The sequence below is a fragment of the Streptomyces sp. NPDC085866 genome, from assembly GCF_044541035.1.
Taxonomy (GTDB): domain Bacteria; phylum Actinomycetota; class Actinomycetes; order Streptomycetales; family Streptomycetaceae; genus Streptomyces.
In genome coordinates this window covers 428,709-455,130 of record NZ_JBITSQ010000007.1, presented here as the reverse complement: position 1 = coordinate 455,130, position 26,422 = coordinate 428,709, and the positions used below count along the sequence as shown (strand labels likewise).

The following is a 26,422-nucleotide window of genomic DNA, read 5'->3' as shown; positions in this document are numbered from 1 at the left end:
CACCGGTCAGTTCCTGGGGCGCCGCCCACTGCGCCGGGGTGCCGGCTCGGCCCCGCCGAGCAGCTCCCGGCGGCGCTCCTCGCCGTGCTCCTCGACCTGCAGGACGACCCGCCGCAGCCCCTCGGCGAGGCTGCGGCACTCGGCGTCGCTCAGACCGGCGGTGACGAACGCCTCCTCCTCGTTGAACTGCGGGAACACCCGCTGCATCAGGTCCTCGCCCTTGTCGGTGAGGCTCAGCAGCACCAGCCGCCCGTCGTCCGGATGCCCGGCCCGGCCGAGGAGCCCGCGCGACTCCAGCGTGCGCGCCACGCCGGTGAGCGTGCCCTTGGAGATCCCGGCCTCCTCCGCCACGTGCCGACTCTCCGACTCACCCCACACCCAGACCACCCAGAGCACGACGAACGCGGTCCAGGTCAGGTCGGAGCCGCGCAGCACCGAGTTCTCCAGGTGCTGCCGCACCGCGGAGGCGGCCCGGTAGATGTTGGCCACGGCCGCCATCTGCTCCCGGCGGATCGGGACGCCGCCGAGCTTCGCGGACGCGAGCCGTTCGGCTTCGGTGATGGATCGCTGGCCGGGCACGGGCGCTCCTCGGGTGGCTGAGCGGGACACCCACGGCCGGATTCCGGCCACGGGAGATCGTTCGGCCTCAAATTGTACGGAGAACCGGGCCGGGGACGGGAGCGGCCGCCCCTGGACGTAACCTTTCTGCACCCCAGCTGTCCGAGGAGATCCACATGTCCGCCGCACGTCCCCGCGTCCTCTACGTCACCGACCTGGCGTACCCGGCCCGCGGGCGCCGCTACGGCGACGAGGACGTCTTCCTGACCTCGCGGCTGCGTGAGCACTTCGACCTCGCCCTGTGCCATCCGTTGGACGCGGCCGCGCTGATGGACGCCTACGACGCGGTCGTCGTCCGCAACAGCGGGCCCGTCCTCGGCTACCAGAAGGAGTACGACGCCTTCCGCGCGCGTGCGCTCGACAGCGGGACCCTGGTGTACAACCCGCTCAGCGGCAAGGCGGACATGGCCGGCAAGCAGTACCTGCTCGACCTCAGTGCCGCCGGGTTCCCGGTCATACCCACCGTCGACCGTGCCGAGGACCTGCACAAGCTGCCGGCGGCCGAGCGCTACGTGGTGAAGCCCAAGATCGGCGCCGACTCCCTCGGCCTGCGGATCCTGCCCGCCGACCGCCTCGCCGGCCTCACGGACGGCACGGTCCTCGTCCAGCCGTGCGTCGACTTCGCCTACGAGGTGTCCTTCTACTTCGTCGACGACGACTTCCAGTACGCCCTCCACGCACCCGACCCGGGGCGCCGCTGGGAGCTGCGGCCGTACGCCGCCACCGCCGCCGACCTGGAGTTCGCCCGCCACTTCATCGACTGGAACGGCCTCGGCCGCGGCATCCAGCGGGTCGACGCCTGCCGCGCGCCGGACGGCGAGCTGCTGCTGGTCGAGCTGGAGGACCTCAACCCCTACCTGTTCCTGGACGCGCTCCCGGAGGAGGCCCGGGACGCCTTCGTCACCGCGCTGACGGCGTCCCTGAGCCGGTTCGTCCAGGGGGCGCTCACCCCAGCCTGACGGTGATCCGCTGGGTCGCGCCCGCCGTCGCGGTCAGATCCCCGAAGGCCAGGGTCAGTGCGGAGCCGGTCGTCGCCGAGGCGACCGTGGCCGGCGCGGACGTCACCGCCGCGACCGGCCGCTGCCAGGTCAGGGTCAGACTCGTGCGCATGCGCATCGGATCGCTCACCGCGATCACCGCGGTGCCGTCGGCCTTCTCGGTGATCATCACGCAGCACGGATCGCTCGCGGTGAGCGTTCCGACCGTTCCGCCGAACCAGAAGTTCACACCGGTGAAGCCGAGCGAGGGCACGGCCACGCCCTGCCGGCTGTCCGTGTTGGCGAGGACGGTCAGCCACCCGGTGTCGGCGGCGCGCGCCTGGGTGAGGGCGGCGGTCGCGCCCGGCAGCAGGAGGTAGGCGTACGACGCGTTCGCCGGATCCGTGCCGTGATCGACGTACAGGGTCAGGTACTTGCGGTTCAGGACGGTCGTCGAACCACCCTTGTTGATCGTGCTCCAGCTGCCGTCGCGGGCCTCGCGCAGGGCCCGCACGCTCGCCCCGCCCGGGAAGACGTAGCCGCCGTGCCCGCCGATGTGCGCCCACGTCGCGCCGGTGAGCGTCTCGGACCAGGGGTAGGCGGTGGGCCTGACCGTGCCGTCCACCGTGAACGGGGCACCGCCGGTGGGGCCGAGGTTGCGGTTCTCGACCGTCGTCTCCACGGCCGTGCCGTCGGCGCACTTGATGCCCGCGCCCAGGCAGACGACTGTGTCGTCCAGGAAGAACCACGACTTCTTCGCCATGAGGGTGGACTGCAGCCCCTTCAGGTACTGCCCGACGGCCGCCCGCTCCCCGTCCGTGGCACCGCCCACCCAGTTCACGTCCGGCAGCGAGGCACCCCAGTCCCCGCCCGCCGCGTCCGCCAGGACCTTCCGGGAGGCGGTCGTACCGGGCAGCCGGTAGGGGTCGACGGTCGGCCAGAAGGCGTCGCTGTACTGGCCGTTGGCGAACGTGTCGCCCCACCAGTACAGCATCCCCGAACCGGTGTGCCAGCCGCGCAGGTTCTCGCCGTTGCCCGTCTCGTAGTAGGTGATCCGGCGGTCGGCCATGCTGAGCGCGGCCGCCCAGCCGGGCCTGCGGTGCGTGGCCCGCGCCATGGAGGGGAACAGCCGGTGCCCGGTGGGCTCCGCGACCGCGGTCACCGACGTGTCGTCCCGCACCCCCTTGAGCCGGGCCAGCTGCGGCAGGCCGAGCACCGGGTCGTTCAGCGGCGGGCTGTAGTAGTCGCGTTGCGTCCAGCCCTTCACCAGGCCGCGCCAGCGGGCGTTCTCCGCCGCGCTCGCGCCCTGCCCGAGCAGGACGATCGAGGCGAGGATCGGATGGCCGCGCAGGTGGTCGTCCTGCTGGATCTGCTTCGGATCCGAGGCCGACAGCCCCCGGCTGATCGCGCGCCCGGAAACACCGTCCATCACCAGGCCGTTGTAGAGGAACGGCGCCCACGCGTGCTCCACCGCGTCGAACACGATCTGCCGGTTCGGGTCCGTCACCGCCCAGCTCGAGCCGGCCAGCAGCGCGAAGAGCAGACCGAGCCCGCCGAGCAGCACCGAACCGTACGAACCCGTGTAGGGCACGGTGGTGTGCTGGACGAACGACCCGTCCGGGTACAGGCCGTCGCCCGAGCTCACGTACGGGAGGACGGGGGAGAGGGCGTCCCGGGCCAGGGCCACCTCGGCCGCGCTCGCGCCGACGACACCGCGCAGCGCCAGCACCCGGCACAGGTCGACCCGGTTGGCTCCGGTACTGGTCCCGCTGTAGCTCGCCACAGCCGAGTCCGGCACGAAGTGGTCCACCGCGGCCAGGTAGTTCGCGAGCTGCGCCGCCGACAGGGCGTCGTACATCAGCACGCAGACGTCGAGCAGCGCCTGCGGGGCGCCGATCTGCCAGCTGTACCAGTTGCCGTACGGGGTCCGGCCCGCGTTGTAGACGTCGTCGTGGAGATGGTCGAGGCCGGTGCGGATCGCGTCCCGCAGACCGGTGTCGCCGGTCAGGCCGGTGCCCGGCCGGCAGTAGGCCTGCGCGAGCGTGTTCAGGCGGGTGTAACTGGTGTTCATGTTGCCCGAGTAGCCGTAGGACTCCTGGTCGGTGTCCGGGTCCGGGTCGGCGTAGACCAGGTCGGGCCAGAGCGAGCCGGTGGCCGGGGCCATCGTGGCGAGCAGCCCGCGCGCCGTGGTTCCCAGGTCGGCGAGCCGGGACGTGAACGGTTCGGCGGTCGGGTCGACGCCCTCGCCGAGGATCAGGGTGCGCCACTTCGCGCGCAGCGTCGCGAACTCGTCCGAGGCCGCGAACGCCCGGGTGTCGAGCCCCAGGGCGACAGCGGTGCCCGCGGAAGCGGTCAGGAAACCACGGCGGGACCAAGGAGTTGTCATGACGGCGGTTTCTAGCATGCATTCGCTCAAACGCTCAATGCTTCTTACCGAGTTGAGCGTTTCGAGCGTTTACTGGAGAGGGTGGGGGCTGAACGGGTGCGGTATGCGCGCCGTATCTCAGCACGGGGACCGCGGATCCCGTACGCACGGGACGGAAGGAGAGCAGGGTGCCGACACCGCCCGACCCTGAACAGCCGCACCCCGGACCGGTCCTCGAACCCGTCCGCGTCGTGCGGCTGCGCCGCTTCGACGCCCTCGCCGAGCTGATGCGCGAGATGCTCCCGGAGCGCGAGACGTTCGAGTCCTTCGGCACGGCACCTCGACCTGGTGCCGGCACGCCGCCCCGGACATCCGCCACCGAGGACGACACCCAGGAGCTGCCCCCCTTCCCGGCTGCCCGGCAGACCCCACGGAACGGCACCGGCCGCCCGGCCGCGGGGCTGCGCCGTGCCGCCGTCGCCGTGGCGGTCGGAGCGGCCGCGGTGGTCGGCTTCGGCTGCGCCCTCCTGCTCCCCACGCGGCAGGAGGCAGACGCGAGCCTACAGCCGTCCCACACCACCACGACCGCACCGACGACCACCGCTCCGGCCGCGCCCGCCACCACCCCGGCCGCCGACCCCGACGGCGCGGGCACCCTCCGGCAGGGCGACACCGGCCCCGAGGTCGCCGAACTGCAGCAGCGCCTGCTGCGCGTCCCCGACGTCTACCGGGACGGTTCGACCGACGGCACCTACGACGCCGTCCTCACGGCGGCCGTGGCCCGCTTCCAGCTCTGGTACGGCATCAGCGGCGACGAGACCGGCGTCTACGGCAACGACACGCGCCGCGCACTGCAATCCCGGACGAGCCTCGACGGCAGCGGCTGAGCAGCCGGGCTCGAACACCGGGCAACGCCTCGGAAAAACCTCGTGGACGACCGGCCGGCAGGCCCCACCATGGGCTCACCCTGCGGCCTGCCGCCGGGCGCACCTCGCACCACGACCGAAGGTCATGCCGATGACCGGCTCCCGCATTCCGGGCCTGCTAGTGCCCGCCGTCTTCCTGCTGGCCCTGGCCGTCGGTGTCCTCTGGTACTGGCGACACCGCGACGACGACTGACGACACGGTGACGACTGACCACGACAGCGCTGACCGACGACGGCCGGCGACGCGCTTCAGCGGGGCATGCCGCGGGCTGCCAGCGCCTCGCTGACCGCGCGGACACTGCGCGCGATGTGCTGCAGCTGAAGCACCTCGGCCGCGTACAACTTGATCGTGTGCTCGATGACCGATTCGGGCAGGCCGAGCACGGGCAGCTCGGCCCGCGCGGTCTGCAGAGCCGTCCGGGCCACCCGGATCTCCTGCTGGACCTGGATCTGCGCGTGCCGGGCGAGCAGGACGGGGTGCCGGATCAGCGCCGGGTAGCTGGCGTAGCGCGCCGGGACCAGCTCGCGCAGCCACTTGGCCGCCGAGCGTTCCCAGTCGTAGCTGCCGGGCATCTTGACCTGGCAGGGCCAGTCGGGGCTGAGGCGCGTGGTGGTGGTCAAGGACATGGGCAATCGCTTCCGGTGTGCGGCGTCGTGAGGGTGGTCCGACGGTTTGGGGCGGCCCCGGCCTAGGGGATGGCCGGGGCCGCCACGGGCGCATCGCCTGGGCGGTGCGCCACCGAACACCCTGATCGCCGACGTGGGTAGGGGACGGCGGCTGAGGGTGTCCGTGCGGGGGCCCCGGGCGCGGAGGACCTGCGCGGCTGGAGTGCTTGCGTGCGCATGGGCGGTCCGTCGGCTTTCTCGGGGCGGTGTGCGAGCGGTGAGTCCCGCGGGTGCGGAACGAGCCCGGAGTCGACCGGGCGAGATCCGTGAGCAGTATTTATATATACCGACGGGTTTGCAAGACGTATGAAAACATTCATGCGGGATATGCGTTGAATGATCCTCTGACGGCGAAAGATCCCCGTGCGGGGGGAGTGCGACAGGAAGAACTGCGGGAAGGGGGGTCTCCGGCGGGCGGAAGGTTCAGTCCTTCAGGAAGAACTGCTGCTGGTCGGCGACCTGTTCGTACTTCTCCAGGCGGCCCTGCGTGCGCTCCGGATCGGCGTCCGTCATGGCCTGCAGCAGGGCCGCGGCCATCACCCCGGGCGCCGCGTAGGAGTCGAAGACCAGGCGGGAGCCGGTGCCGGTGGCGAAGGTGACGTCGGCCTCGTCGGCCAGCGGACCGAGTGCCAGGTCGGTGATCAGGGCAACCTTCAGACCTGCCTCGCGTGCGACCCGGAGCGCGGTGAGCGTCTCCTGTGCGTGCCGGGGCATGGCGAACGCCAGCACCCAGGTGCCGCCGGCCTCGCGCGACTGCAGCAGCGCGTCGTAGGCCACGCTGCCGCCGCGCGTCACCAGCCGTACGTCGGGATGGATGCGGCGGGCGGCATAGCCGAAGTACTCGGCCAGTGACACGGAGATGCGCAGTCCCAGCACGGTCAGCGGGGTGGAGCGGGACAGCGCGCGGCCGACCTGGATCACCCGGTCGGGGTCGGCGAAGTCGCGGCGCATGTTCTCCAGGTTCTGGATCTCGGCGTCGACGGCCGCCTGGAGCTCGTTGGCGCGGTCCACCTCGCCGGGCCCGCCCGCCAGCGTGCTCAGCGCGATCGACTGGAGCTTCTCCCGCAGCGCCGGGTAGCCGCTGAAGCCGACGGCGGCCGCGAAGCGGGTGACGGAGGGCTGGCTGACGCCCACGCGGTCGGCCAGCTCGGTGATCGACAGGAACGCCGCCTCGGTGATGTGCTCGATCAGGTACTGGGCGACGCGGCGCTGCCCCGGGGACAGCCGGGGGCCGTCGAAGAGTTCTCTGAGCTGGGAGGTCGGTGCGGCCCCGGCCTCCGGCGCGATCTTGCCCGAGGTGATCGCTGATGCCTGGGCGCGTGCCTGCTGCGGCGAGGGCACCGACCCTTCTCCTTTGTCTCCCACGACCACTCAACATAGCTCACCGACCGTCATGACCAGGGCCTGTGACGGGCAGGCAGGCTCACCGCCGGTACAAGGTGATCGAATGACCCACTTGATCGATCGGGTGGCTGGACTCGATCAATTCGGCCAGTCGGCCACGTGCCTTGGCCGCCGCGGAGTCCGACACGACGAGCAGTCCGTGCACCCGGCCGGGCGGCGCCGTGCGCGGATCGGTGGCACGGATGCCGTAGTACGACGGCACGCCGCTGCCCTTGTAGACAAGCCACACCCGCTCGCCCGGGTACCGCTGCCGGAGGCGGTCGGCGAGCCGGCCGAGGTCCTGGCCCCAGTCCACGTTGGAGTCGTGCAGCAGCCGGTGGGTGTTGGCCGGCCCGCCGAACGCCTCGTTGGCGTACGGCAGGTAGTACGGGAACGTGCGCAGCGAACTCACCGCCACCCACAGCACCAGCAGCCCCGTCAGCGCACCCGACCGGCGCCACGGCAGCGTGCGCACGCACGCTCCCGCCACCGCGAGGAACACCGGAACGAACAGCGCGTACCGGGTCCCGAAGTCCCGCGAGCCCGTCATCGCCGCAGCGAGCAGCACCGCGGGCGGCAGCAGCAGATACGGCGCGGCGGGCCGCAGCCGTCGCACCGTCAGTACGGCCACGGCGCCGGCCGAGCCCAGCGCGAGCAGCCCGAGCGGTGTCTTCACCAGCAGGGCGGCGGGCAGGTAGTACCAGAGCGAGCCCGTGTACAGATGCCCGAACAGGTAGCCCTGCCAGGGGTAGTCCTCCAGGCCGAACTGCACCCGCATCCCGGCCCGGTACGCCTCCGGCAGCGGCAGCAGGTCCGTCAGGCGCCCGCGCAGCCCGTGCACGGCGGGGACCGCCTCGGCGGGCGTGAACCGCAGCCGGGGATCGACCGCCAGATACGTGGCCCACACGACGGCGACCGCCACCAGTGCCACGACCGTCGCCCCCGCGAGCCCCAGGAGCACCTTCCGACGCCGCTCGGCACCCCGCCGGGCGGCCCACACCGACACCACCGCGAGCAGCATCACCACGGGGATCGCGGGCAGCGCGCTCATCTTCGTCGCCACCGCCGCCCCGAGGGCCGCCCCGGAGAGCGGCAGGTACGACCGGGGCCGGTCCCGGGCCCGCCACACCAGCCAGGTGGACGTCAGCACGAACCCGGCCGCCGGCAGGTCCAGCGTGGCCAGCGAGCCGTGCGCGACCACGTCCGGCGAGAAGGCGTACAGCGCGAGCGCCGCCAGCCCGCCGGCCGTGCCCGTCAGCTCATACGCGAACGCGAACACCACCAGCCCGAACAGCAGGGTCAGTGCGATCACCGGCAGCCGTGCCCACAGCATCAGCCGCCACGGATCGTTGCCCGACTCGTACAGCAGATGTCGGCCCACATCGCCCTGGGTACCGGTGTACGCCGGGTCGTAGTGCGGGTCGGCCACCGCCACCCCGGCCGCGATCAGCAGCTTGCCGAGGGGCGGATGTTCGGGGTTGTACCGCAGCCGGTGCTCATGCAAATAGTCGGTGGCCGTGGCTACGTACACGGGTTCGTCGATGGTGGGTGTCTGCCGGACGGCCGTGGTGACCATCGCGGCGGCCGTCTGGGCCAGCAGCAGTGCCACCAGGAGCGGCACCAGCCACCGCCGCCGGCGGCGCAGCCCGGCGTGCAGCCGGTCCCGGGCCGTGCTCCGCCGGGGGCTGTCGTCCGTGGGGGCCTCGGCTACGAGGACCTGGGCCGTGTGCTGTGCGCGCGCCATCATCCGCCCCACGGTGGCACCGGCCGTGCGGTGGCGGGAGTCAGGCCGACAGGACCTGGCCGGGACCGGATCATGGCCCTACTGTCGCACCGCTCCCGCCACCGGGGCGTCACCGCTTCACGAGTCGTACCGACAGACCTTCTGCCGTGTACACGGGTACGGCCCGCAGCGCGTCGGAGTTCACCTCCACGCGGTCGAACTGCCCGCGCAGCCGGGGCACGTCGAGCACCGGCAGCGTGCTGCCCGCGGCCGGCGGCCGCTCGGTGTCCAGCCGCAGCGACAGCACGGCCGAACGGCCCAGTACCGCAAGGTGCTTCACGGCCAGCGGCGCCTTGCGGTCCGCGTGCAGGGTGACCTCCAGGGTGCCGGAGTCCTGGGCGTACCCGCCGCGCACCCGCAGCCGCCCGTCGACCCGCAGGGTGCCGCCCGAGACCCGCACGTCCCCGTGGCCGAGGGCGTCCTCGGAACCGGCCGTCAGCGCACCGGACTCCAGCACCGTCCCGCCCGTGTACCGGTTGCGGCCGCTCAGCGTCAGCGTGCCGGTGCCCCGCTTGGTCAGGCCGCCGCACCCGTCGATGTCGTTGCGCCAGCTGTCGGCCGCCGAGAAGCCGCCGACGGCGGCGTCCAGGACGACGGTGACGTCGGAGTCGAAGGCGCCGTAACCGTCGGCGGCGGCGAACAGGTTCAGCCGCCCCCATTGCTCGACGCCGTCGAGCAGCACGTACCCGGCGGGCAGCCCGGTGGTGCGCAGCACCTCGCGGCGCTGGTCCGCGTCCAGGTACGGCAGCCGGGTCTCCAGCAGCACCTCGGCGCCCTTGGGCACGGTCAGCGGCGCGCTGTGGCCCTGCCGTGTCAGCACGTACGTCAGCCGGGGCCGGACCGAGCGGGCGTTGGCGTCCCGGTCGGCGTACGGGTCGGTGTCCGGGTGCGCGTAGGCGTACAGGGTGTCGGCGGTGGTGCCGGTCCGCGCGGTGAAGTAGGCGAGGGCCTGGGCGCGGGCGGCGGCCTTCAGCCCGGCGTTGGCCGGGTCGGCGAGGGTGGCCGCGGCCAGCGCGGTGGCCATGACGCGGCCGCCGATGACGTCGACGGTGTTGTGCATGCCCGCCACGATTCGGGTGTGGCTCAGCTCGAAGGCGCGCGTCACCAGCTCCTGGAACCGCTCGGGCACCGCGTACGCGTAGGCGAGGGCGGCCAGGTGGAAGGCGTTGGTGTGGCCGCTCGGGAAGCCGCCGTCGTCGGCCGGGGAGGTGCCGCGCTGGCGCAACAGCTGCGGGGCGACCACCACGGAGGACTCGTACACCGGGTAGCCGAGCGCGTCCTTCGCGCCGGTGTCGACGACCACGCTGTCCTCGTTCATGCGCCACGGACGCGGGTACTGGTAGGCGTACTTGGCCGGGTTGCCGGAGGCGTACGGACCGCGCACGGTGTCGACCAGTTCGGCGACCTTGCCGAGCGCGGAGTCGTGGGCGCCCGCGCCGAGTGCAGAGCCGGCCGGGGCGTTCGCGGGCACCGCGTCGCTGATGGTGGTCGCCGGAGTGCCGTCGGGCGCGCCGGTGATCGAGGTGACCGCCCTGGCGCCCGCCCGGTAGAGGTCGGCCAGCGGGCCGAGGCCGGCGATCATCGCGTAGCTCTGGTGCTGGCGGTCGTAGACGAACGCCTCCTTCGCCTGCGCGTCGGTGCGCTCGGTGGTGATCCGGGCGCAGTAGAGCATGTTGGCGCGCAGCACCTCGGGGCGCAGCGGGGTGCCGGAGTCCCAGGCCGAGCCGGTCTTCCACACCTGGGCGAAGCCGCCGAGGATCCGGACCACCGCGTTGGCCTCGGGGGTGAGGTTGGGGAGGACGTTGGTCCGGTAGTCGTCCACGAACGCGGCGGGGGCGGTCGCGGCCTTGGCGTCGGCGGCGGACAGCCACGCGGCGAAGGTCGGGGCGGCGAGCACACCCGCCGACGCGCCCAGCGAGGTCTTGAGGAAGCCGCGTCGGCCCAGGGCGGTTCCACGGGCCGGCGAGGAGGAGTGGAGCCCGGCGGGTGACGGCATGCGTGTGCCTCTCTCGAGTTCTTCGGCCGGACGGCGGCCGGGGAGTGGCCCACGGGACCGCCCGGCGCGCACGGCGCAGACGCCCGGCCACGATGTGCCGGATTGTGCGGTCCCGTGGGAAAGAAGTTGAACGAGTGAATATCTAGGGCGGGGTCGTGTCCCGTCGGGGAGTCCCCGGCGACGAGGGCGTGTGCGGCAGGTGAACGCGGGGCGCGGCGTTCACAGGATCGAACGCGCCAGCGCCACCGCCCCGTTGACGGGCGGCACCCGCAACGGGTGCGGCCGTGCTCCGGGCAGGGCGTCGGCGAGCGCGGCGGTGAACGCGTCGTACAGGAGCGGCTGGGCGAGGACGGTGCTGCCCGCGACCACCACGTCGTCCACGGCGAGGCCGCGGTCGGCGAGCCGGACGACGAGTGCGGCGAGGGAGCGACCCCCGGCGGATATCACCTCGTGGGCGAGCGCGGAGCCCGCCTCGGCGGCCGAGAAGAGGACCGGGGCGTGCCGGCCCCACTCGGCGGAGACGTCCGTGGCGCTCTCCAACGCCGCGCCGAGCGCAGGCACTTCGGGTACGTCGAACGCGGCGAGCAGTGCGGAGGCCAGCGCGTCGGGTGCCTCTCCGCGGTCGTGGGCGGCCCAGCAGGCCCGCGCGGCCTCCCGGACCAGCCCGGCCGAGCCACCCTCGTCGCCGAGGACCGCGCCCCAGCCGCCGACCTGCACCGGCGTGCCGTCGGACGTGTGACCGACCGCGACCGAGCCGGTGCCCGCGACCAGACCGATCCCCTTCTCCAGCCCGGCGGCGGGGACGAGGAGTTCGGCGTCGCCGACGATCAGCGCGGGCGCGTCCAGGACGTCGCCCAGGGCGGCCCGGATCGCGGCGCACTGGCGCGGGGTCTCGCAGGCGTGCCCGCCCACGGCGAGGGCGGCCGGTCGGAGGCCGGCCGGCAGGGCGTCGTCGAGCAGTGCGGCCAGCCAGGCCGCGGCGGCGGCCGGGGTGTGCGGCCGCCAGCCGCTGCTGGAACGGACGCGGTCGGCGACCAGCTCGCCCCCGGCCAGTGCCCGGAGACGGGTCTTGGTGCCGCCCACGTCGATCCCGACCACGAGGGGATACGGAACGTCCTGCACGGATCCTCTTTCGTCGTCCGCAGGGAGCTGTGCTGCAGGAGCCGTGCTCCCTGGTGCTGTGCTGCGACGGCGGGCGAACCGCGCCTGGATGAACGGCTGCAGAAGGTGTCGGGAAGCCCCGGGACGGACTTCGGCGGCGGCCACGGCAGGCGAGTACCGTGAATTCGTTAGGAAATTAACTAACGAAGTAGAGTGCGTCAAGAGGCACGCAATCCCAGCGCCCCTCACCAGCAGACTGCGGCTCGAATCTGGGGGAGAGCATGATCCTGAGCGAGAGCGCCCGCGCGGTGTTCGCCGTCCTGGCCACGGCCGGATCCGCCACCCGCCCCCAGCTGGCGGCCGACGCGGGCCTTTCGAAACCGACGGTCTCCGCAGCCGTGGCCGAGCTGGAGGCCGCGGGGCTCGCCGCCCACTCCGGTACGGCCTCCAGCGGCACCGGCCGCACCGCCGCCGTCTACCGTCTCGGCCCGGCCGCCGGGACCGTGCTCGCCGTGGACCTCGGCCCCGCCCACACCCGGGTGCGCGGCTGCGGTCTCGACGGCAGCCTGCTCGCCCAGGCCACCACCTCCCGGGCCGATGCCGCCGACGCCGTGCGCGAGACCCTCGTCGCGCTGCCCGCCGACGCCCCGCTGCGCACCATCGTCGTCGCCGTCGGCGACGTCACCGCACAGGACCGGGAGGGCACCGGGATGCGGCCCGCGACCGCCAAGGCCGGCCCCGCCTACGACGCCATGGCCGTCGCGCTGCCGCCCGGTGTGCCCGTCCACCTGGAGAACAACGTGAACTGCGCCGCGCTCGCCGAGCTGCACGAGGGTGCCGCCCGCGGCCGCCACACCTTCGGCTATCTGCGGATCGGCGTGGGCATCGGCCTCGGCATCGTCGTCGGCGGCCGGGTGCTGCGCGGAGCGAACGGCGCCGCGGGCGAGCTGGCCCGGCTGCCCTACCCCTGGGACGAAGGCCGCGAACCGCGCCGCGAGGCCCTGGAGGAGTACGTCGGTGCGCACTCCCTGCTGCGCCGGGCCGCGCAGGCCTGGCAGTCCGCCGACGGCCCCTGCCCCCGCACCACCGAGCAGCTCTTCGCCCTCGCCGCCGAGGGCCGGGCGACGGCCCGCGCCGTCGTCGCCCGGCATGCCACCGACGTGGGCCGGCTCGCCGCCGCCGTGGCCGCCGTGCTGGACCCCGGGCTGATCGTGCTCGGCGGCAGCACCGGCGCGGACCCGCAGCTCCTGCCCGGTGTCCGGGCCGAACTGGAGCGGCTGAGCTGGCCCACCGAGGTGGTCAGCAGCACGGTCGGGGACCTCGGCACCGTCACCGGCGCGGCCCGGCTCGCGGTCGCACGAGGAGTCCAAACCGTGACCGAGGCCGTGCGGACGAAGGATTGACGGCCTCCGACTCGGTCTGCCAATGTCCGGACAAGCGCTTTCTAAGCCGGGCGGGACCCCGGCTCGAGGGTGGGCGTCCCGACCGTACGCGACGTACGGCAGCCACGCGAGGGCGTGCTCGCTGGGCAACGGCCGTCAGGGCCGGGGACCGCACCCGTCAGGGGTACGCGGCCGGGCGAGGCCGCGTACCGGAACGCGATTCCAACACCAAGGCACCCGAGCCGAGTTGACCGGCTCCGGGATCCGTCACGCACCTTCAGGGAGGACCCGGTGGGTCACCAGATCTCGCGCAGAACCCTCTTCCGCACCGCGAGCGGGCTGGCCGTCGCCGGCGCGCTCGGCTCCAGCCTCGCCGCCTGCGCCGGCGGCACCGGCGCGGGCAGCGACAGCGGCAGGCTGACCATGACCTGGTGGGGCAGCGACGAACGGCACGCCGCGTACAAGAAGGCCCTCGCCTACTTCCAGAAGAAGAACTCGAAGATCGAGATCGAGACCCGGTACCAGGGCTACGACGGCTACTTCGACAAGTTCAACACCCAGGTCGCCGGCGGCAGCGCCCCCGACCTGCTGCAGATGGACACCGCGCTGGTCGCGCAGTACGCCCGCAAGGGCATCCTCGCCCCGCTCGACTCCTACGTCGGCAAGTCCCTGGACCTGGCCGGCTTCTCCAAGACGCTCCTGGCCGTCGGCACCGTCGACGGCAAGCTGTACGGCGTCCCGTCCGGCATCGGCGTCAACCAGCTCACCGTCAACCGCTCCGGCCTGGAGCAGCTCGGCCTGAAGCTGCCCGACCGCGAGTGGACCTGGAACGACCTGAAGAAGATCGCGACCGACGTCTACAAGAAGAGCGGCGGCAAGCAGTACGGCGTTGACGACGGCGGCGGCTCCACCCTCCAGTGCTTCGAGATCTTCGCCCGCGAGAAGGGCCAGCAGTTCTTCTCCGACGACGGCAAGAAGCTCGGCTTCACCGCCGACACCCTGCAGGAGTGGTGGGAGTTCTGGGCCGGGATGCGGGGGGACCACGCCTCCCCGCCGCCCGCCGTCACCTCGGCCGCGCACAACGACCTCACCAAGAACGCGGTCGTCATCGGCAAGGCCCTGTTCACCTTCGACTCCGGTGTCTACGGCGCCGGCGGCTCGATCACCGACGCCCAGCTGGACTTCCTGCCCACCCCGCAGGGCGACTGGTCCGGTGCCCGCGAGGGCAACTTCGTCAACGGCGGTGTGCTGCTGAGCGCCACCAAGGCCAGCAAGCAGGTCGCCGACTCGGTGAAGATCATGGACTTCTTCGCCCAGGACGCCACCGCCATCAAGGACATGCAGCTGCTGCGCGGCATCCCGCCGACCGAGAAGGCCCGTTCGCTGATCTCCGGCGGGCTGACCGAGACCGACAAGCTGAACATGGCGAACGCCGACTACATCTCCCGGCGGGTCTCCAAGGCCGCGGGCGCGCTGCCCGCGCCGGTGCCCCCGCCCAAGGGCGCGGACCAGATCTGGGACCTGCTGTTCCAGTCCAACCTGGCGGTCGCCTTCGGCAAGAAGTCCATCAAGGCGCAGCTGAGCGAGTTCTTCGACCAGGCGCAGTCGATCCTCGCGGGCTGACCGCCCGCCCCAGCACAGTCAGGCACCGGGAGAGGGCCAGGGAGAAGATGAGCATGACCACCACCAAGACCGACGAGGTCGTGGGGGAGGCGCCGGCGGCCCCGGCGACCCCCGCCGACCAGCGCGAGCGGGAACGGATGCGTCGGCGTGCCGCCAGACGGCGCGGCGGGGGCTGGTGGCCGTACCTCTTCCTGGCGCCCTGGTTCGTCGGCCTGTTCGGCCTGACGATCTACCCGATGCTGGACTCGCTGTACCTGTCCTTCACGGACTTCGACCTGCTCTCGCCCGCCAAGTGGGTCGGCACCGAGAACTACTCGCGCATGTTCACCGACGACCCGGTGTTCTGGGACTCGGTGCACGCCACCCTGCTGTACGTCCTCGTCTCCGTGCCGCTGAAGCTGGCGCTCGCGCTCGGCGTGGCCATCCTGCTCAACCGCCCGATGAAGGCCATCGGCGTCTACCGGGCCGCCTTCTACCTGCCCTCGCTGCTCGGCGGCGCGGTCGCCGTGGCCATCGTGTGGCGGCAGGTCTTCGGCGGGGACGGCCTGTTCAACGACTTCCTCGGCTGGTTCGGCATCAAGGGCCAGGACTGGATCTCCAGCCCCGACACCTCGATCTACACGCTCATCCTGCTGGCCGTCTGGCAGTTCGGCACCCCTATGGTCATCTTCCTCGCCGGCCTGAAGCAGCTGCCGAAGGATGTCTACGAGGCCGCGGCGATCGACGGCGCGGGAACGTTCACCAGGTTCTTCCGCATCACGCTTCCGCTGCTCACCCCGATCGTCTTCTTCAACGTGGTCCTGCAGATCATCGACGGGTTCAAGACGTTCACCCCCGCCTACGTCGTGAGCAACGGCACCGGCGGACCGCTCAACTCGACCATGCTGTACTCCCTCTACCTGTACAAGAAGGGTTTCACCGACCTGCAGATGGGATACGCCTCGGCGCTGGCCTGGGTGCTGTTCCTGGTCATCGCGGGCTTCACGGCGGTCAACTTCATCGCCAGCCGTTACTGGGTTCATTACGACGACTGAGCAAGGAGTTCTGTCCACCATGTCCGCCATCACGCCCGGCGTCTCGCCGCTCAGCAAGCTGCGCTCACTCACCGGCCCCCGCCGCATCCTCCTGCACACGCTGCTCATCGGCGTGGCCCTGCTCATGCTCTATCCGCTGCTGTGGATGCTCAGCAGCTCGCTCAAGCCCGACACCGAGATCTTCACGCACCCCGGCCTTGTGCCGGAGAAGGTGCACGCCGCGAACTACGCCGAGGGCTGGAGCGGTTCCGGCAACTCCTTCTCGCTGTACATCACCAACTCGCTGATTGTCACGACCGGTGCGGTGATAGGAAACGTGATCTCCTGTTCGCTGGCCGCCTATGCCTTCGCGCGCCTCGAGTTCCGCGGCAAGAAGATCTTGTTCGGCGTGATGCTCGGCACGCTCATGCTGCCCATGCAGGCCACTCTGATCCCGCAGTACACGATCTTCTACAACCTGACCTGGATCAACACCTTCCTGCCGCTGATCGTCCCCAAGTTCCTCGCTACGGACGCCTTCTTCATCTTCCTGATGGTGCAGTTCATCCGCTCCATCCCGCGCGAGCTGGACCAGGCCGCGATGATGGACGGCGCCAACCCATTCCAGATCTACTGGAAGATCATCCTGCCGCTGATGAAGCCGGCCCTGGTCACCACCACGATCTTCACCTTCATCTGGACCTACGACGATTTCCTCAGCCAACTCGTCTACCTCCAGCAGAACGACCGATTCACCGTCCCGCTCGGCCTCACCCTGTTCCTGGACAAGACCAGCGGCTCCTCGTACGGCGCCATGTTCGCCATGTCGACGCTCGCCCTCCTCCCGACGCTCATCTGCTTCCTCGTCTTCCAGAAGAGACTGGTGGAAGGCATGGCGACCTCCGGCATGAAGGGCTGATCCCCCGTGTATCTCCCTCACCAGCGCGGCCCGTTGCACGACCTCCCGGACACCCCCGAGGCGTACGACGCGGTCCTCGCCGACGTCACCGAGCAGGCCCTGTCCCGCCTCACCCCCGAGGGCAGTCTCGAACACCCCGACGCCGGCGACGACATCGGCGACACCTCCCTCGGCATCACCTCCCTGCTCGCCCTCGCCTGGCAGCGCGGCCGGGACCCCCGGCTGCCCGAGGCGGTGCGCCGCAGCCTCGCCTTCCACCTGCGCGAGCGTGTCTACACCGACGACAACCCCGGCTACCCGAACCTCCGCATCACCGACTCGGGCCTCCCGTACGCCCGTTACGTACTGGAAGCGGGCGCCCACCCCATCGGCGACTGGCCGAGCACGGTGTGGGCGCTGCTCCAGGCGGTCAACGTCCTCGACGCGGCCGACGGCCTCCTGGACGACGAACAGCGCACCGCACTCACGGACTTGGCCCACGGCTACTGGCGCCGGCTGACCGAGGCGACCTTCTTCAACCCGCAGGAGGCGGGCAACCAGGCCATCGGCTGCGTGGTCGGCGGCCTGATGCTGGCCCGCCATCTGCCCGCTTCCGCAGGAGCACAAATCGGCTCCCGGGCAATGGAGCTGTACACCGACGAGATCCGCGCCCACCGGGTCCGCGACCGGGGCGCCCTGCTGCCGCCCGAGCACGGCGGGGCGTACGACAACAACTACGGCCCGATCTCCCTCTCCTTCCTCGCCCAGGCCCACCGGGTCAGCGGCGAGCAGGTGTTCGCCGAGGACGGAGAGGCGCTCGCCCGCTACATCGACGCCCGTCTGACGAGCGGCGGCTTCGACAACGGCGGACCCCGCTACAGCGAACAGCACTCCGGGTTCGAATCCGTCCTGGGCCTGCGCTACTTCAGCGCACGCGTCGGCGCCGACCTGGGCCGCTACCGGGGCGACACCCGCTGGGGACGGTACGCGGTCCAACGCGACGGCCGCATCGACGGACACTTCGCCTTCATGCTGGTCTGGCAGATCCAGGACACCACCCGCTGGCACCGTGTCCCGTCGACCACCACCGCCCGCCACCAGCTGCGCTCCGGCACGGTCTCCGTCGCCTTCGACAGCCGCATGACCCCCTCGCTCGTCGAGGCGGCCGGCACCTACTACCTGCCCGCCGCCGTGCGCCGCCAGCACGGGTTCGGCCCGGTCACGGACGGCTTCCTGCTGTGCCGTCCCATGGGCGAGGTGCGGGTCCGCGACGTCCGCGCCGGCGGGCTCGCGGCCAAGCTGGTCACCAAGCCGGTCGTCGGCCGCGACCATGTGCTGCGCCATCTGCGGTCGCTGTACGTCACCGACGGCACCCGCCTGTGGGTGACGGTCGCCGTCGAGCGGCTCGACGGGGCGCCGTACCTGCTGTCCGGGCTGCCGTACGCCGCCGACGACGGCGACCGGGTGCGCCGCGTCGCCGAGGGCGAGGTCGCCGCCGCGGGCGGGCTGCGCCTCACACATCCCGCGGACCCGGGCCCCGACCACTTCGACGCCCGCGCCGAACTCACCCAGGAACAGGCGGCGTTCGCACTCGCGGCCGACCCGCGCGGCTACGGCAACCCCGACGAGGGCTGGCGCCACCTGGTCGGCTCCACCGCAGTGGAGGCAGCCCCGGCACCGGGCGCTCCGGAGGGCCTGCACGTGTTCGCCGTACGCTACGGGCCGGGCGGCCCCTTCGCGCCCGCCTTCGACAGCGACGAACGGGGGGTGACGGTACGCACCGAGGCGTTCACCGCGGTGCTCGGGGATCCGGCGGGTGATGCCGTCGGCGAACCCGTGCTCACGCTGGGCGTCTGAGCGAGGGCAGCGCGCCGGGCGGCACGACCAGGTCCGCCCGGTCCCGCGTCGTGGCGATCAGATCGGCGTTGCGCTGGTCCGTCCCCAGGACCCAGGCCACGGCCGCCTCGCGCTCCTTGCCGAACTCCTCGTGCCGGGCGACCAGCCGCCGGATCCGCTCCTGCTCATCGATCTCGCAGTACCACACCTCGTCCAGGCACGACCGCACCCGCGCCCACGAACCCTCCGCCAGCAGCAGGTAGTTGCCCTCCGTCACCACCAGCCGGGCCGTCGGCGGCACGGGGATCGCGCCCGCGATCGGCTGCTCCAGGACCCGCTCGAACCCGGGCGCGTACACCACCTCGCCGGTCTCCTCGCGCAGCCGCCGCAGCAGTGCCGCGTACCCGGCCGCGTCGAAGGTGTCCGGCGCGCCCTTGCGGTCCCGGCGGCCCAGCCGGTCCAGCTCGACGTCGGCCAGATGGAAGCCGTCCATGGGCACGTGCGCCACCCAGGGCGGGCCGTCGGCGTTCAGGGCACGCACCAGATGCTCGGCCAGCGTCGTCTTTCCCGAGCCCGGGCCGCCCGCGATCCCGAGGATCGCGCGCCGCCCGCCACCGGCCAGGGCACGGGCGCGGATGAGGAGGTCGTCGAAGGTCAGCGGCACACAGCAGAGTGTGTCACCGGTGGCGACGACGGCGAGAGCCAGGTCGGAAGGTTCGAAAGTCTGGCTCGTGTGGCGCTCGCCACCCACTGGAGTGCACTCCATGGGGAAGGGTGCTGGGTATGACTCAGCTCGGTCTGCCCGACACCATCCTGGCCTGTCTGTTCGACCTCGACGGGGTCGTCACCAAGACGGCCGTCGTGCACGCGGCCGCCTGGAAGGAGACGTTCGACGCGTTCCTGCGCGAGTACGAGGGCCCGCAGGGACGGCCGTTCGACGAGATCGCCGACTACGACGAGTACGTCGACGGACGCCCGCGCGCCGACGGGGTCCGTTCCTTCCTCGACTCGCGCGGCATCCACCTGCCCGAGGGCGGGCCCGACGACCCGCCCGACGCCCGCACCGTGCACGGCCTCGGCAACCGCAAGAACGATCTGCTGCTGGAGCGGATCCGCACCGGCGGCGTGGAGGCCTACGAGGGCACCCTGCACTATCTGGAGGCCGTCCGCGCGCAGGGGCTGCGCACCGCGATCGTCTCCTCCAGCGCCAACTGCCAGGACGTGCTGCGGGCCGTCGGCGCCGAGCACTTCTTCGACGTCCGCATCGACGGTGTGGTCGCCGCCGAGCGGAACCTGCCGGGCAAGCCGCACCCCGACACCTTCCTGGCCGCCGCCCACGAACTGGGCGTCGAGCCGGCGCAATCGGCCGTCTTCGAGGACGCGCTGGCCGGCATGGACGCGGGCCGCTCGGGCGGCTTCGGGTACGTCGTAGGCGTCGACCGGGTCGGACAGACCGACGCCCTGTACGCACACGGCGCGAGCATCGTCGTCAAGGATCTCGCCGAGCTGGGAGGCAAGCAGTGATCACCCACCGGTCGTACACGGTCGAGCCGTGGGCCGTGCGCGAGACGGACCTGAACCTCGACGTCCTCGCCCAGAGCGAGTCGGTGTTCGCGCTGTCCAACGGCCATGTCGGCTGGCGCGGCAACCTGGACGAGGGCGAACCGCACGGCCTGCCCGGCAGCTACCTCAACGGGGTGCACGAGGCGCACCCGCTCCCGTACGCGGAGGCCGGCTACGGCTATCCGGAGTCCGGGCAGACAGTCATCAACGTCACCAACGGCAAGATCCTGCGGCTGCTGGTGGACGACGAACCGTTCGACCTGCGCTACGGTCGGCTCGTCGCCCACGAGCGCGTCCTGGACCTGCGCCGCGGAGTGCTGGAGCGGAGCGTCGAGTGGACGTCCCCGGCCGGCTCCACGGTCCGGGTCCGCTCGACCCGGCTGGTGTCGCTGACCCAGCGCGCGGTGGCCGCGGTGGCGTACGAAGTGGAGGCCGTCGGCCGTCGCAGCCGGGTGGTGATCCAGTCGGAGCTGGTCGCCGACGAACAGCTGCCCGGCTCGAACGGTGACCCGCGCGCCGCGGTGGCGCTGCAGTCGCCGCTCGAGCAGGAGGACGACCTCGCCGCAGGCAACCGGCTGCGGCTGGTGCACCGCACCCGGCGCAGCGGCCTGCGGGTGGCCGTGGCCGCCGACCACGTGGTCACCGGTCCCGAGCGCACCACGACCCGCAGCGAGAGCGGCGGCGACGTCGCCCGGCTCACCGTCACCTCCGTCCTGGAGCCGGGCCAGACGCTGCGGGTGGAGAAGCTGGTCGCCCACGGCTGGTCCGGCACCCGCTCGCTGCCCGCGATGGCCGACCAGGTCGACGCCGCCCTCGCGGCCGCCGCGCACGACGGCTGGCAGGGGCTCCTGGACGACCAGCGCGCCTACCTGGACGACTTCTGGTCCCGCGCGGACGTCGAGGTGGACGGCGACGAGGAGATCCAGCAGGCCGTACGGTTCGCCCTCTTCCACGTCCTGCAGGCCGGCGCCCGCGCCGAGCAGCGGGCGATACCCGCCAAGGGCCTGACCGGCTCAGGCTACGACGGGCACGCCTTCTGGGACACCGAGATGTTCGTGCTGCCCGTCCTCACCCACACCGCACCCGAGGCCGTCGCCGAGGCGCTGCGCTGGCGGTACAACACCCTCGACGAGGCACGCGAGCGCGCGACCCAACTGGGGCTCGGCGGGGCCGCGTTCCCCTGGCGGACCATCCAGGGCGCGGAGGGCTCGGCGTACTGGCCGGCCGGCACCGCGGCCTTCCACGTGAACGCCGACATCGCCGATGCGGTCGTCCGCTACGTCGAGGCCACCGGCGACACCCGCTTCGAGCGGGAGGCGGGAGTGGAGCTGCTGGTGGAGACCGCCCGGCTGTGGCGCTCGCTCGGCCACCACGACCACCACGGGGTCTTCCACATCGACGGCGTCACCGGCCCCGACGAGTACAGCGCGGTGGCCGACGACAACACGTACACCAACCTGATGGCCCGCCAGAACCTGTTCGCCGCTGCCGACGCCGCCGAGCGGCATCCGCGCGAGGCGGAGCGCCTGGGCGTGGACGCCGAGGAGAGCGCAGCCTGGCGGGACGCCGCCGAGGCCGTGCACATCCCCTACAACGACGAGCTCGGCGTCCACGAGCAGCACGCCGGATTCACCCGCTACCAGCGCTGGGACTTCGCGCACACCCGCCCCCACCAGTACCCGTTGCTGCTGAACTTCCCCTACTTCGACCTCTACCGCAAACAGGTCGTCAAGCAGGCCGACCTGGTGCTGGCCATGTACACGTGCGGCGACCGCTTCGACGACGAGCAAGTGGCCCGCAACTTCGCCTACTACGAGCCGCTGACCGTACGCGACTCGTCCCTGTCCGCCTGCTGCCAGGCCGTCATCGCTGCTCAGGCGGGCCATCTGCGGCTCGCCTACGAATACACGGCCGAGGCGGCCCTGATGGACCTGGAGGACCTGGAGCACAACACCCGGGACGGACTGCACATCGCCTCGCTGGCCGGGACCTGGATGGCGCTGGTCGCGGGCTTCGGCGGACTGCGCCGTGACGGCGAGGGACTGCGCTTCGCGCCGCGCCTGCCCGAGCGGCTGCGCCGCCTGGCCTTCAGCCTCCAGTTCCGCGGCCGTCGCGTCAGGGTGGAGATCGGTGCGGACAAGGCGACGTACACGCTGCTGGACGGGGAGCCGCTCACGCTCCACCACCACGGGGAGGCGCTGCGGGTGAGCACCGACGAGCCCGCCGTCCGCTCCGTACCGTCGGTCCGCCCACGCCCGGCCCCCGAGCAGCCCCTGCACCGGGCGCCGAAAGCCGGCTGAGCGTCAGCTCAGCATCCCGGACAGCAGGCCGAGCAGGTCGCCCGTCGCGTCGGCGGCGAGCAGGGCGGCGAGGGTGCCCAGGGCGAGGACGGCCATCGCGGCGGGCCACAGCTGCGGTGGCGGGCTCGTCTGGAGCGCCGCGATCCGGCGGGTGACCGCGCGGTCGGTGAAGTTCAGGGTGCACGCCGGGCGGGCCCGTCCGGCGGTGAGCGCGGCCCGGGCCAGGGCGCGGGCGGTGGTCCGCCGGTCCCCGACGGCGGTTGCCGCCTGCTCGTCCGCCCAGCGTTCCACGAGGAAGACCACGGCCGAACGGACCGGTGCGAGCAGCGGGTTGGCCGCCACGGCCAGGGTGGCCGCGGTCACCAGGGGCCCGTGCCGGTGCGTCAGATGCGCGCGCTCGTGGGCGAGCAGCACCCGCCGCTCCTCCGGTGCCAGCGCGCCCAGCATCGCCGAGGTGACCAGGATCCGGCCCGGTCGGCCCGGGATCGCGAACGCCTGTGGCACCTCCGAGGCGGCGACGATCAACTCCGTGTCCGCGGGCTGCCCCGCGCACAGCCGCCGCAGCGCCCGCCGGGTGCGCCGCTCGGCGCGCACCGCCCGGTGCACCCGCCACACGACGACGGCCAGCGCCACCGCCGCGGCGAGGCCGATCACCTCCGGCACCGGGTCCACCAGCCGACGCCCGTCCTCGCGGGCTTCCCGCACCACCGGCGGCGCGTCCCCGAGCAGCGCGGCCGCCAGCAGTACCAGCGTCCAGGTCGTGGCCGCGGCGGTCAGCACGGCCGCGGACGTCAGCACGCGCGCGGCGAGCGCGGGTGCCACCCGGCCGCCGATCACCGGCGCCACGCCGGACAGCAGCAGCGAAAGCAGCAGCGGGGTGTAGACGTCGAACCTCATGCGCCGCCTCCGGCGAGCAGTTCCCGCAGCGCCCGCTCCTCCTCGGGGCTCAGGCCGGTCACGAACTGCTGGAGCGCCGCGATCGGGTCCGGGCCCCGGTCCAGGGCCTCGTGCATCGCCTGGGCGGTCAGCTCCGCCGCGTTCTTCGCGGTACGGTACGCGCCGCGCCGCCCGTCGGCGTCCCGCAGTACCAAGCCCTTGTCGTACAGGCGTTTGAGAATGGTGTGCACGGTGTTGTAGGCGAGCCCGCCGCCGATCTCGGCCTGGATCTCCGCCGGTGTCATCGGCCGCTCGGTGGCCCAGAGTGCGGCCAGTACCTCGCTCTCCAGCTCCCCGGCGCTGCGCCGCTCCGCCCTGCTGCGGGACCCTGTGCCAGCCATGCCCCAACCTTACAGCGCGTAGTGCCGTCGACCGGATGGCCCTGTTCGCCCGACACAATCCTGCGATCCGCGTTAGTTTGTCGGTGTTTTCCCCGATCCCGGCTCTCGGTCCTACGGGCTGTAGGGTGCAAGTCGACCCTACGATCTGTAGGGGGAATAGGGGTGATCATGATCGGCAGCGCGCACGCCACAGCCGACGCGGCCCGGCGCGAGGGCTCGCGCCGCCCGTCCGCCGGCACCGGACGGGCTCGCGCCACCTGGTCGCTCGCGGCCGTCGCGGCGGCCTTCGCACTGGCCCAACTGCTCCTGGTCCGGCCCGGCATGGGCCTCGGCTGGGACGAGACGGTGTATGTCAGCCAGGTCAGCGGACACGTTCCGGCCGCCTTCTTCAGCGCACCGCGCGCGCGGGGCGTCTCCCTGCTGGTCGCGCCCGTCGCCGCCTGGTCCTCCTCGACCGCGCTGCTCCGGGTCTACCTCGCGCTCCTGTCCGGCCTCGCCCTCTTCCTGGCCCTGCGCGCCTGGCGGGGTCTGTTCCCCGTCCCGGTGCTCGCCCTCGCCGGCGCCCTGTTCGCCTCCCTGTGGGTGACCCTGTTCTACGGTCCCCAGGCCATGCCCAACTACTGGGTGGCCGTCGGCGCCCTCGCCGCCGTGGCCTGCTTCCTGCGCGCCCGCGCCGACCGGGTCGACCGTGCCGCACTGTGGGGCCTGGGCGTGAGCGCGGCGCTGATGGCCTGGATGCGCCCCGTGGACGCCGTCTGGGTCGGCTTGCCGCTCCTCGCCCTCGGCCTGGTGCGGCACCACTGGCGGCCCCTCCTCGTCCTGCTCACCGGGCTCGCCGCCGGGGCGCTCGAATGGGTGATCGAGGCGTACGTCAGCTACGGCGGCCTCGCCAGGCGCCTCGCCGACGGCTCCGCGATCCAGGGCGGACTCGGCCTGCACTTCGCCGTCGTCGACCAGCTGCGCAGCCTCGGCGGGCGGGCACTGTGCCGGCCGTGCACGGGAGCGCTGCCCAACCCGGTGGTCACCGTCTGGTGGTTCGCGCTGCCCGTGCTCGCCGCGCTCGGCCTCACGGTCGCGGTCCGGGCCCGGCGCACGGTGCCCACCCTGCTGCCGCTCGCCTGCGCGGCCACGGCCGCCGTCCCCTACCTGTTCCTGATCGGCTACGCGGCGCCCCGCTTCCTGCTCCCCGCCTACGCCCTGCTGTCGATCCCCGTCGCCGTCGCGCTCGTCCATCTGCTGACCGCGACCTCCCGTGCCTGGCGGCCGACGGTCGTCGCCCTGCTGGCGCTCGGGCTCGCCGCCCACCTCACGGTGCAACTCGCCGTCCTGACGCGCGCCGTGGACCGCACCACCACCGCCCACCGCGCCTGGTCCCGCACCGCCGCCGTCCTGCACGGGCTGGGGGTCCGCCAGCCCTGTCTGGTCACCGGGCACGAGGCCATCCCGGTGGCGTTCTACGCCGGCTGTTCCTCGGCGGCGACGAGCGGGCACAACGCCAACAGCACGGCACAGGCCATCACCCGCACCGCGCGCCACACCCCGGTCGCCACCCTGGTGCCCGCGGGCTCCCGGCCACCGCGGTACGCCCGCTCGTGGCCCTCCGTGCCGCTCGACGGACTGCGCCTCTACTACGCCGTACCGGAGGCCGGCTCATGACCTGGCGCCGTGGCAGACACGGGGGAGGCGGCCGATGACCCAGCACGCCGTACAGGAGGCGCCCCAGGACGCGCTCCACCCTGGCGCCGGCCCGCTGCTGACCGCTCCCGCGGACCTCGCCGTCGGCCGCCGCCGGGCCTACTGGCACACGCTGGTCTGCTTCGCGGTCCTGCTGGGCGCGGCCTACGTGGCCCGGCGGCACTGGCCGACGGTGGAGACCGGGGCGCTGCGGCTGGCCGTCGCCGACGAGGGGTGGCTGCTGCTCGGTGCGGTGGCGGCCGTCGGCACCTGGGCTGCCTCGGCGCTCGCCCAGCAGGGCGCGGTCGCCCGGCGGCTGCCCGGACCGCGGCTGCTCGCCGCCCAGTTCGCCGCCTCCGCCGCCAACCACCTGCTGCCCGCCGGGCTCGGCGCCGGCGCGGTCAATCTGCGCTTCCTGATGCGCTGCGGGCTGCCGGCGGGCCGCTCGGCCGGCGCGCTCGCCGTCAAGGCCACCGCCGGAGCCGTCGTCCGCCTCGCCCTGATCGCGGTGCTCGCTCCGCTCTGCCCGGGCCTGCTGCGCGTCCCGCACGTCTCCCCGGCCGCGGTCGCCGCCGCGCTCGGCGCCGCCGCCCTGCTCGTGGCGCTCCTGGCCGGTCCGCTGCGCCCGCGCTGCCGCCGCGCACTGGCGTGCGTGCTGGCCGACATCCGTACCGTGCACGCCTGTCCGGCCCGTGCCGCCGCCCTGTGGGGCGGCTCGCTGGCCTTCGCCGCCCTGCACTCCCTGGTGCTCATCTCCGTCGCCCAGGCCGTCCAGCTGCCGCTGCCCCCGCTCCAGGTGGCCCTGCTGTACCTCACCGCCAGCTGCGCGGCCGCGCTGCTGCCCACCCCGGGCGGTCTCGGCTCCCTGGACGCCGCCCTCGCCCTCGCGCTGACCGTGTCCGGCGCCCCCGCCGCGACCGCGGCCTCTGCCGTACTCGGCTACCGGCTGCTCACCGTGTGGCTGCCGCTGCTCCCGGGCCTCCTCGTGCTGGCCGTGCTCGTCCGGCGCAAGGCCCTGTGAGCGGTCGGGAGTTTCCCGGA

The 26,422-nt window shown here is 72.7% G+C and carries 21 protein-coding genes; 11 read left to right on the top strand and 10 right to left on the bottom strand.

What is annotated here, in order from left to right; genetic code table 11:
* Nucleotides 1–6: 6 nt before the first annotated feature.
* Nucleotides 7–579: a MarR family winged helix-turn-helix transcriptional regulator gene (locus ACIF83_RS20550; protein WP_393478009.1), complete on the bottom strand. Its 573-nt coding sequence runs from the start codon at nucleotides 577–579 to the stop codon at nucleotides 7–9.
* A gap of 155 nt (nucleotides 580–734) precedes the next feature.
* Here ACIF83_RS20550 and ACIF83_RS20545 point away from each other — a divergent pair, with 155 nt between their 5' ends.
* Nucleotides 735–1,577: a hypothetical protein gene (locus ACIF83_RS20545; protein ID WP_399728718.1), complete on the top strand. Its 843-nt coding sequence runs from the start codon at nucleotides 735–737 to the stop codon at nucleotides 1,575–1,577.
* On the opposite strand, the gene ACIF83_RS20540 is transcribed toward ACIF83_RS20545, so the two are convergent.
* Nucleotides 1,564–3,981: a polysaccharide lyase 8 family protein gene (locus tag ACIF83_RS20540; RefSeq protein ID WP_399728715.1), complete on the bottom strand. Its 2,418-nt coding sequence runs from the start codon at nucleotides 3,979–3,981 to the stop codon at nucleotides 1,564–1,566. The two genes, ACIF83_RS20545 and ACIF83_RS20540, sit on opposite strands and share 14 nt — an antisense overlap.
* Nucleotides 3,982–4,148: 167 nt before the next feature.
* Between ACIF83_RS20540 and ACIF83_RS20535 the strand changes: the two genes are divergently transcribed.
* Nucleotides 4,149–4,847, top strand: a complete 699-nt coding sequence (locus ACIF83_RS20535; RefSeq protein ID WP_399728712.1) for a peptidoglycan-binding protein — start codon at nucleotides 4,149–4,151, stop codon at nucleotides 4,845–4,847.
* A gap of 288 nt (nucleotides 4,848–5,135) precedes the next feature.
* On the opposite strand, the gene ACIF83_RS20530 is transcribed toward ACIF83_RS20535, so the two are convergent.
* The 5 genes from ACIF83_RS20530 to ACIF83_RS20510 form a co-directional block, all read right to left on the bottom strand.
* Nucleotides 5,136–5,513: a hypothetical protein gene (locus tag ACIF83_RS20530; protein ID WP_186581630.1), complete on the bottom strand. Its 378-nt coding sequence runs from the start codon at nucleotides 5,511–5,513 to the stop codon at nucleotides 5,136–5,138.
* Between the two features lie 462 nt (nucleotides 5,514–5,975).
* Nucleotides 5,976–6,893 (bottom strand): MurR/RpiR family transcriptional regulator, encoded by a 918-nt coding sequence (locus tag ACIF83_RS20525; protein WP_393478021.1) that lies wholly within the window; start codon nucleotides 6,891–6,893, stop codon nucleotides 5,976–5,978.
* 82 nt (nucleotides 6,894–6,975) lie between these two features.
* Entirely contained in the window at nucleotides 6,976–8,682 is a 1,707-nt protein-coding gene (locus ACIF83_RS20520; protein ID WP_399728708.1) for a phospholipid carrier-dependent glycosyltransferase, read from the bottom strand.
* 106 nt (nucleotides 8,683–8,788) lie between these two features.
* Entirely contained in the window at nucleotides 8,789–10,714 is a 1,926-nt protein-coding gene (locus tag ACIF83_RS20515) for a phosphatase PAP2 family protein (RefSeq protein WP_399728705.1), read from the bottom strand.
* A 219-nt stretch (nucleotides 10,715–10,933) separates the two neighbouring features.
* The gene (locus ACIF83_RS20510) at nucleotides 10,934–11,836 is read right to left on the bottom strand and encodes an N-acetylglucosamine kinase (RefSeq protein ID WP_393478028.1); all 903 of its coding nucleotides are present in this window, start codon (nucleotides 11,834–11,836) and stop codon (nucleotides 10,934–10,936) included.
* Between the two features lie 260 nt (nucleotides 11,837–12,096).
* On the opposite strand from ACIF83_RS20510, the gene ACIF83_RS20505 reads away from it, so the two are divergent.
* The 5 genes from ACIF83_RS20505 (at nucleotide 12,097) to ACIF83_RS20485 (ending at nucleotide 18,588) form a co-directional block, all read left to right on the top strand.
* Complete coding sequence (locus ACIF83_RS20505; RefSeq protein ID WP_393478030.1) at nucleotides 12,097–13,218, top strand: ROK family protein; 1,122 nt, start codon at nucleotides 12,097–12,099, stop codon at nucleotides 13,216–13,218.
* Nucleotides 13,219–13,488: 270 nt separating this feature from the next.
* Entirely contained in the window at nucleotides 13,489–14,820 is a 1,332-nt protein-coding gene (locus ACIF83_RS20500; RefSeq protein WP_399728701.1) for an ABC transporter substrate-binding protein, read from the top strand.
* Nucleotides 14,821–14,873: 53 nt separating this feature from the next.
* Entirely contained in the window at nucleotides 14,874–15,854 is a 981-nt protein-coding gene (locus ACIF83_RS20495; RefSeq protein ID WP_399728698.1) for a carbohydrate ABC transporter permease, read from the top strand.
* A gap of 19 nt (nucleotides 15,855–15,873) precedes the next feature.
* Nucleotides 15,874–16,752, top strand: a complete 879-nt coding sequence (locus ACIF83_RS20490) for a carbohydrate ABC transporter permease (RefSeq protein WP_393478038.1) — start codon at nucleotides 15,874–15,876, stop codon at nucleotides 16,750–16,752.
* A 6-nt stretch (nucleotides 16,753–16,758) separates the two neighbouring features.
* Nucleotides 16,759–18,588, top strand: a complete 1,830-nt coding sequence (locus ACIF83_RS20485) for a hypothetical protein (protein WP_399728694.1) — start codon at nucleotides 16,759–16,761, stop codon at nucleotides 18,586–18,588.
* Here ACIF83_RS20485 and ACIF83_RS20480 read toward each other — a convergent pair.
* Complete coding sequence (locus ACIF83_RS20480) at nucleotides 18,572–19,231, bottom strand: nucleoside/nucleotide kinase family protein (protein ID WP_393478043.1); 660 nt, start codon at nucleotides 19,229–19,231, stop codon at nucleotides 18,572–18,574. The two genes, ACIF83_RS20485 and ACIF83_RS20480, sit on opposite strands and share 17 nt — an antisense overlap.
* Nucleotides 19,232–19,350: 119 nt before the next feature.
* On the opposite strand from ACIF83_RS20480, the gene ACIF83_RS20475 reads away from it, so the two are divergent.
* Nucleotides 19,351–20,091 (top strand): HAD family hydrolase, encoded by a 741-nt coding sequence (locus tag ACIF83_RS20475; protein ID WP_393478045.1) that lies wholly within the window; start codon nucleotides 19,351–19,353, stop codon nucleotides 20,089–20,091.
* Complete coding sequence (locus ACIF83_RS20470) at nucleotides 20,088–22,430, top strand: glycoside hydrolase family 65 protein (protein WP_399728691.1); 2,343 nt, start codon at nucleotides 20,088–20,090, stop codon at nucleotides 22,428–22,430. The genes ACIF83_RS20475 and ACIF83_RS20470 overlap by 4 nt, the downstream gene beginning before the upstream one ends.
* A gap of 3 nt (nucleotides 22,431–22,433) precedes the next feature.
* On the opposite strand, the gene ACIF83_RS20465 is transcribed toward ACIF83_RS20470, so the two are convergent.
* On the bottom strand, nucleotides 22,434–23,327 hold the full coding sequence (locus tag ACIF83_RS20465) for a M48 family metalloprotease (protein ID WP_393478050.1): 894 nt from the start codon (nucleotides 23,325–23,327) through the stop codon (nucleotides 22,434–22,436).
* Nucleotides 23,324–23,707 carry a BlaI/MecI/CopY family transcriptional regulator gene (locus tag ACIF83_RS20460; RefSeq protein ID WP_393478053.1) on the bottom strand — a complete coding sequence of 128 codons (384 nt, stop codon included), beginning with the start codon at nucleotides 23,705–23,707 and terminating at the stop codon, nucleotides 23,324–23,326. The genes ACIF83_RS20465 and ACIF83_RS20460 overlap by 4 nt, the downstream gene beginning before the upstream one ends.
* Nucleotides 23,708–23,875: 168 nt before the next feature.
* On the opposite strand from ACIF83_RS20460, the gene ACIF83_RS20455 reads away from it, so the two are divergent.
* Both ACIF83_RS20455 and ACIF83_RS20450 read left to right on the top strand, forming a co-directional pair.
* A complete protein-coding gene (locus tag ACIF83_RS20455; protein ID WP_399728687.1) occupies nucleotides 23,876–25,363 on the top strand; it encodes a hypothetical protein in 1,488 nt (495 codons plus the stop codon).
* A 97-nt stretch (nucleotides 25,364–25,460) separates the two neighbouring features.
* Nucleotides 25,461–26,402 carry a lysylphosphatidylglycerol synthase domain-containing protein gene (locus ACIF83_RS20450; protein ID WP_393478275.1) on the top strand — a complete coding sequence of 314 codons (942 nt, stop codon included), beginning with the start codon at nucleotides 25,461–25,463 and terminating at the stop codon, nucleotides 26,400–26,402.
* Nucleotides 26,403–26,422: the final 20 nt, after the last annotated feature.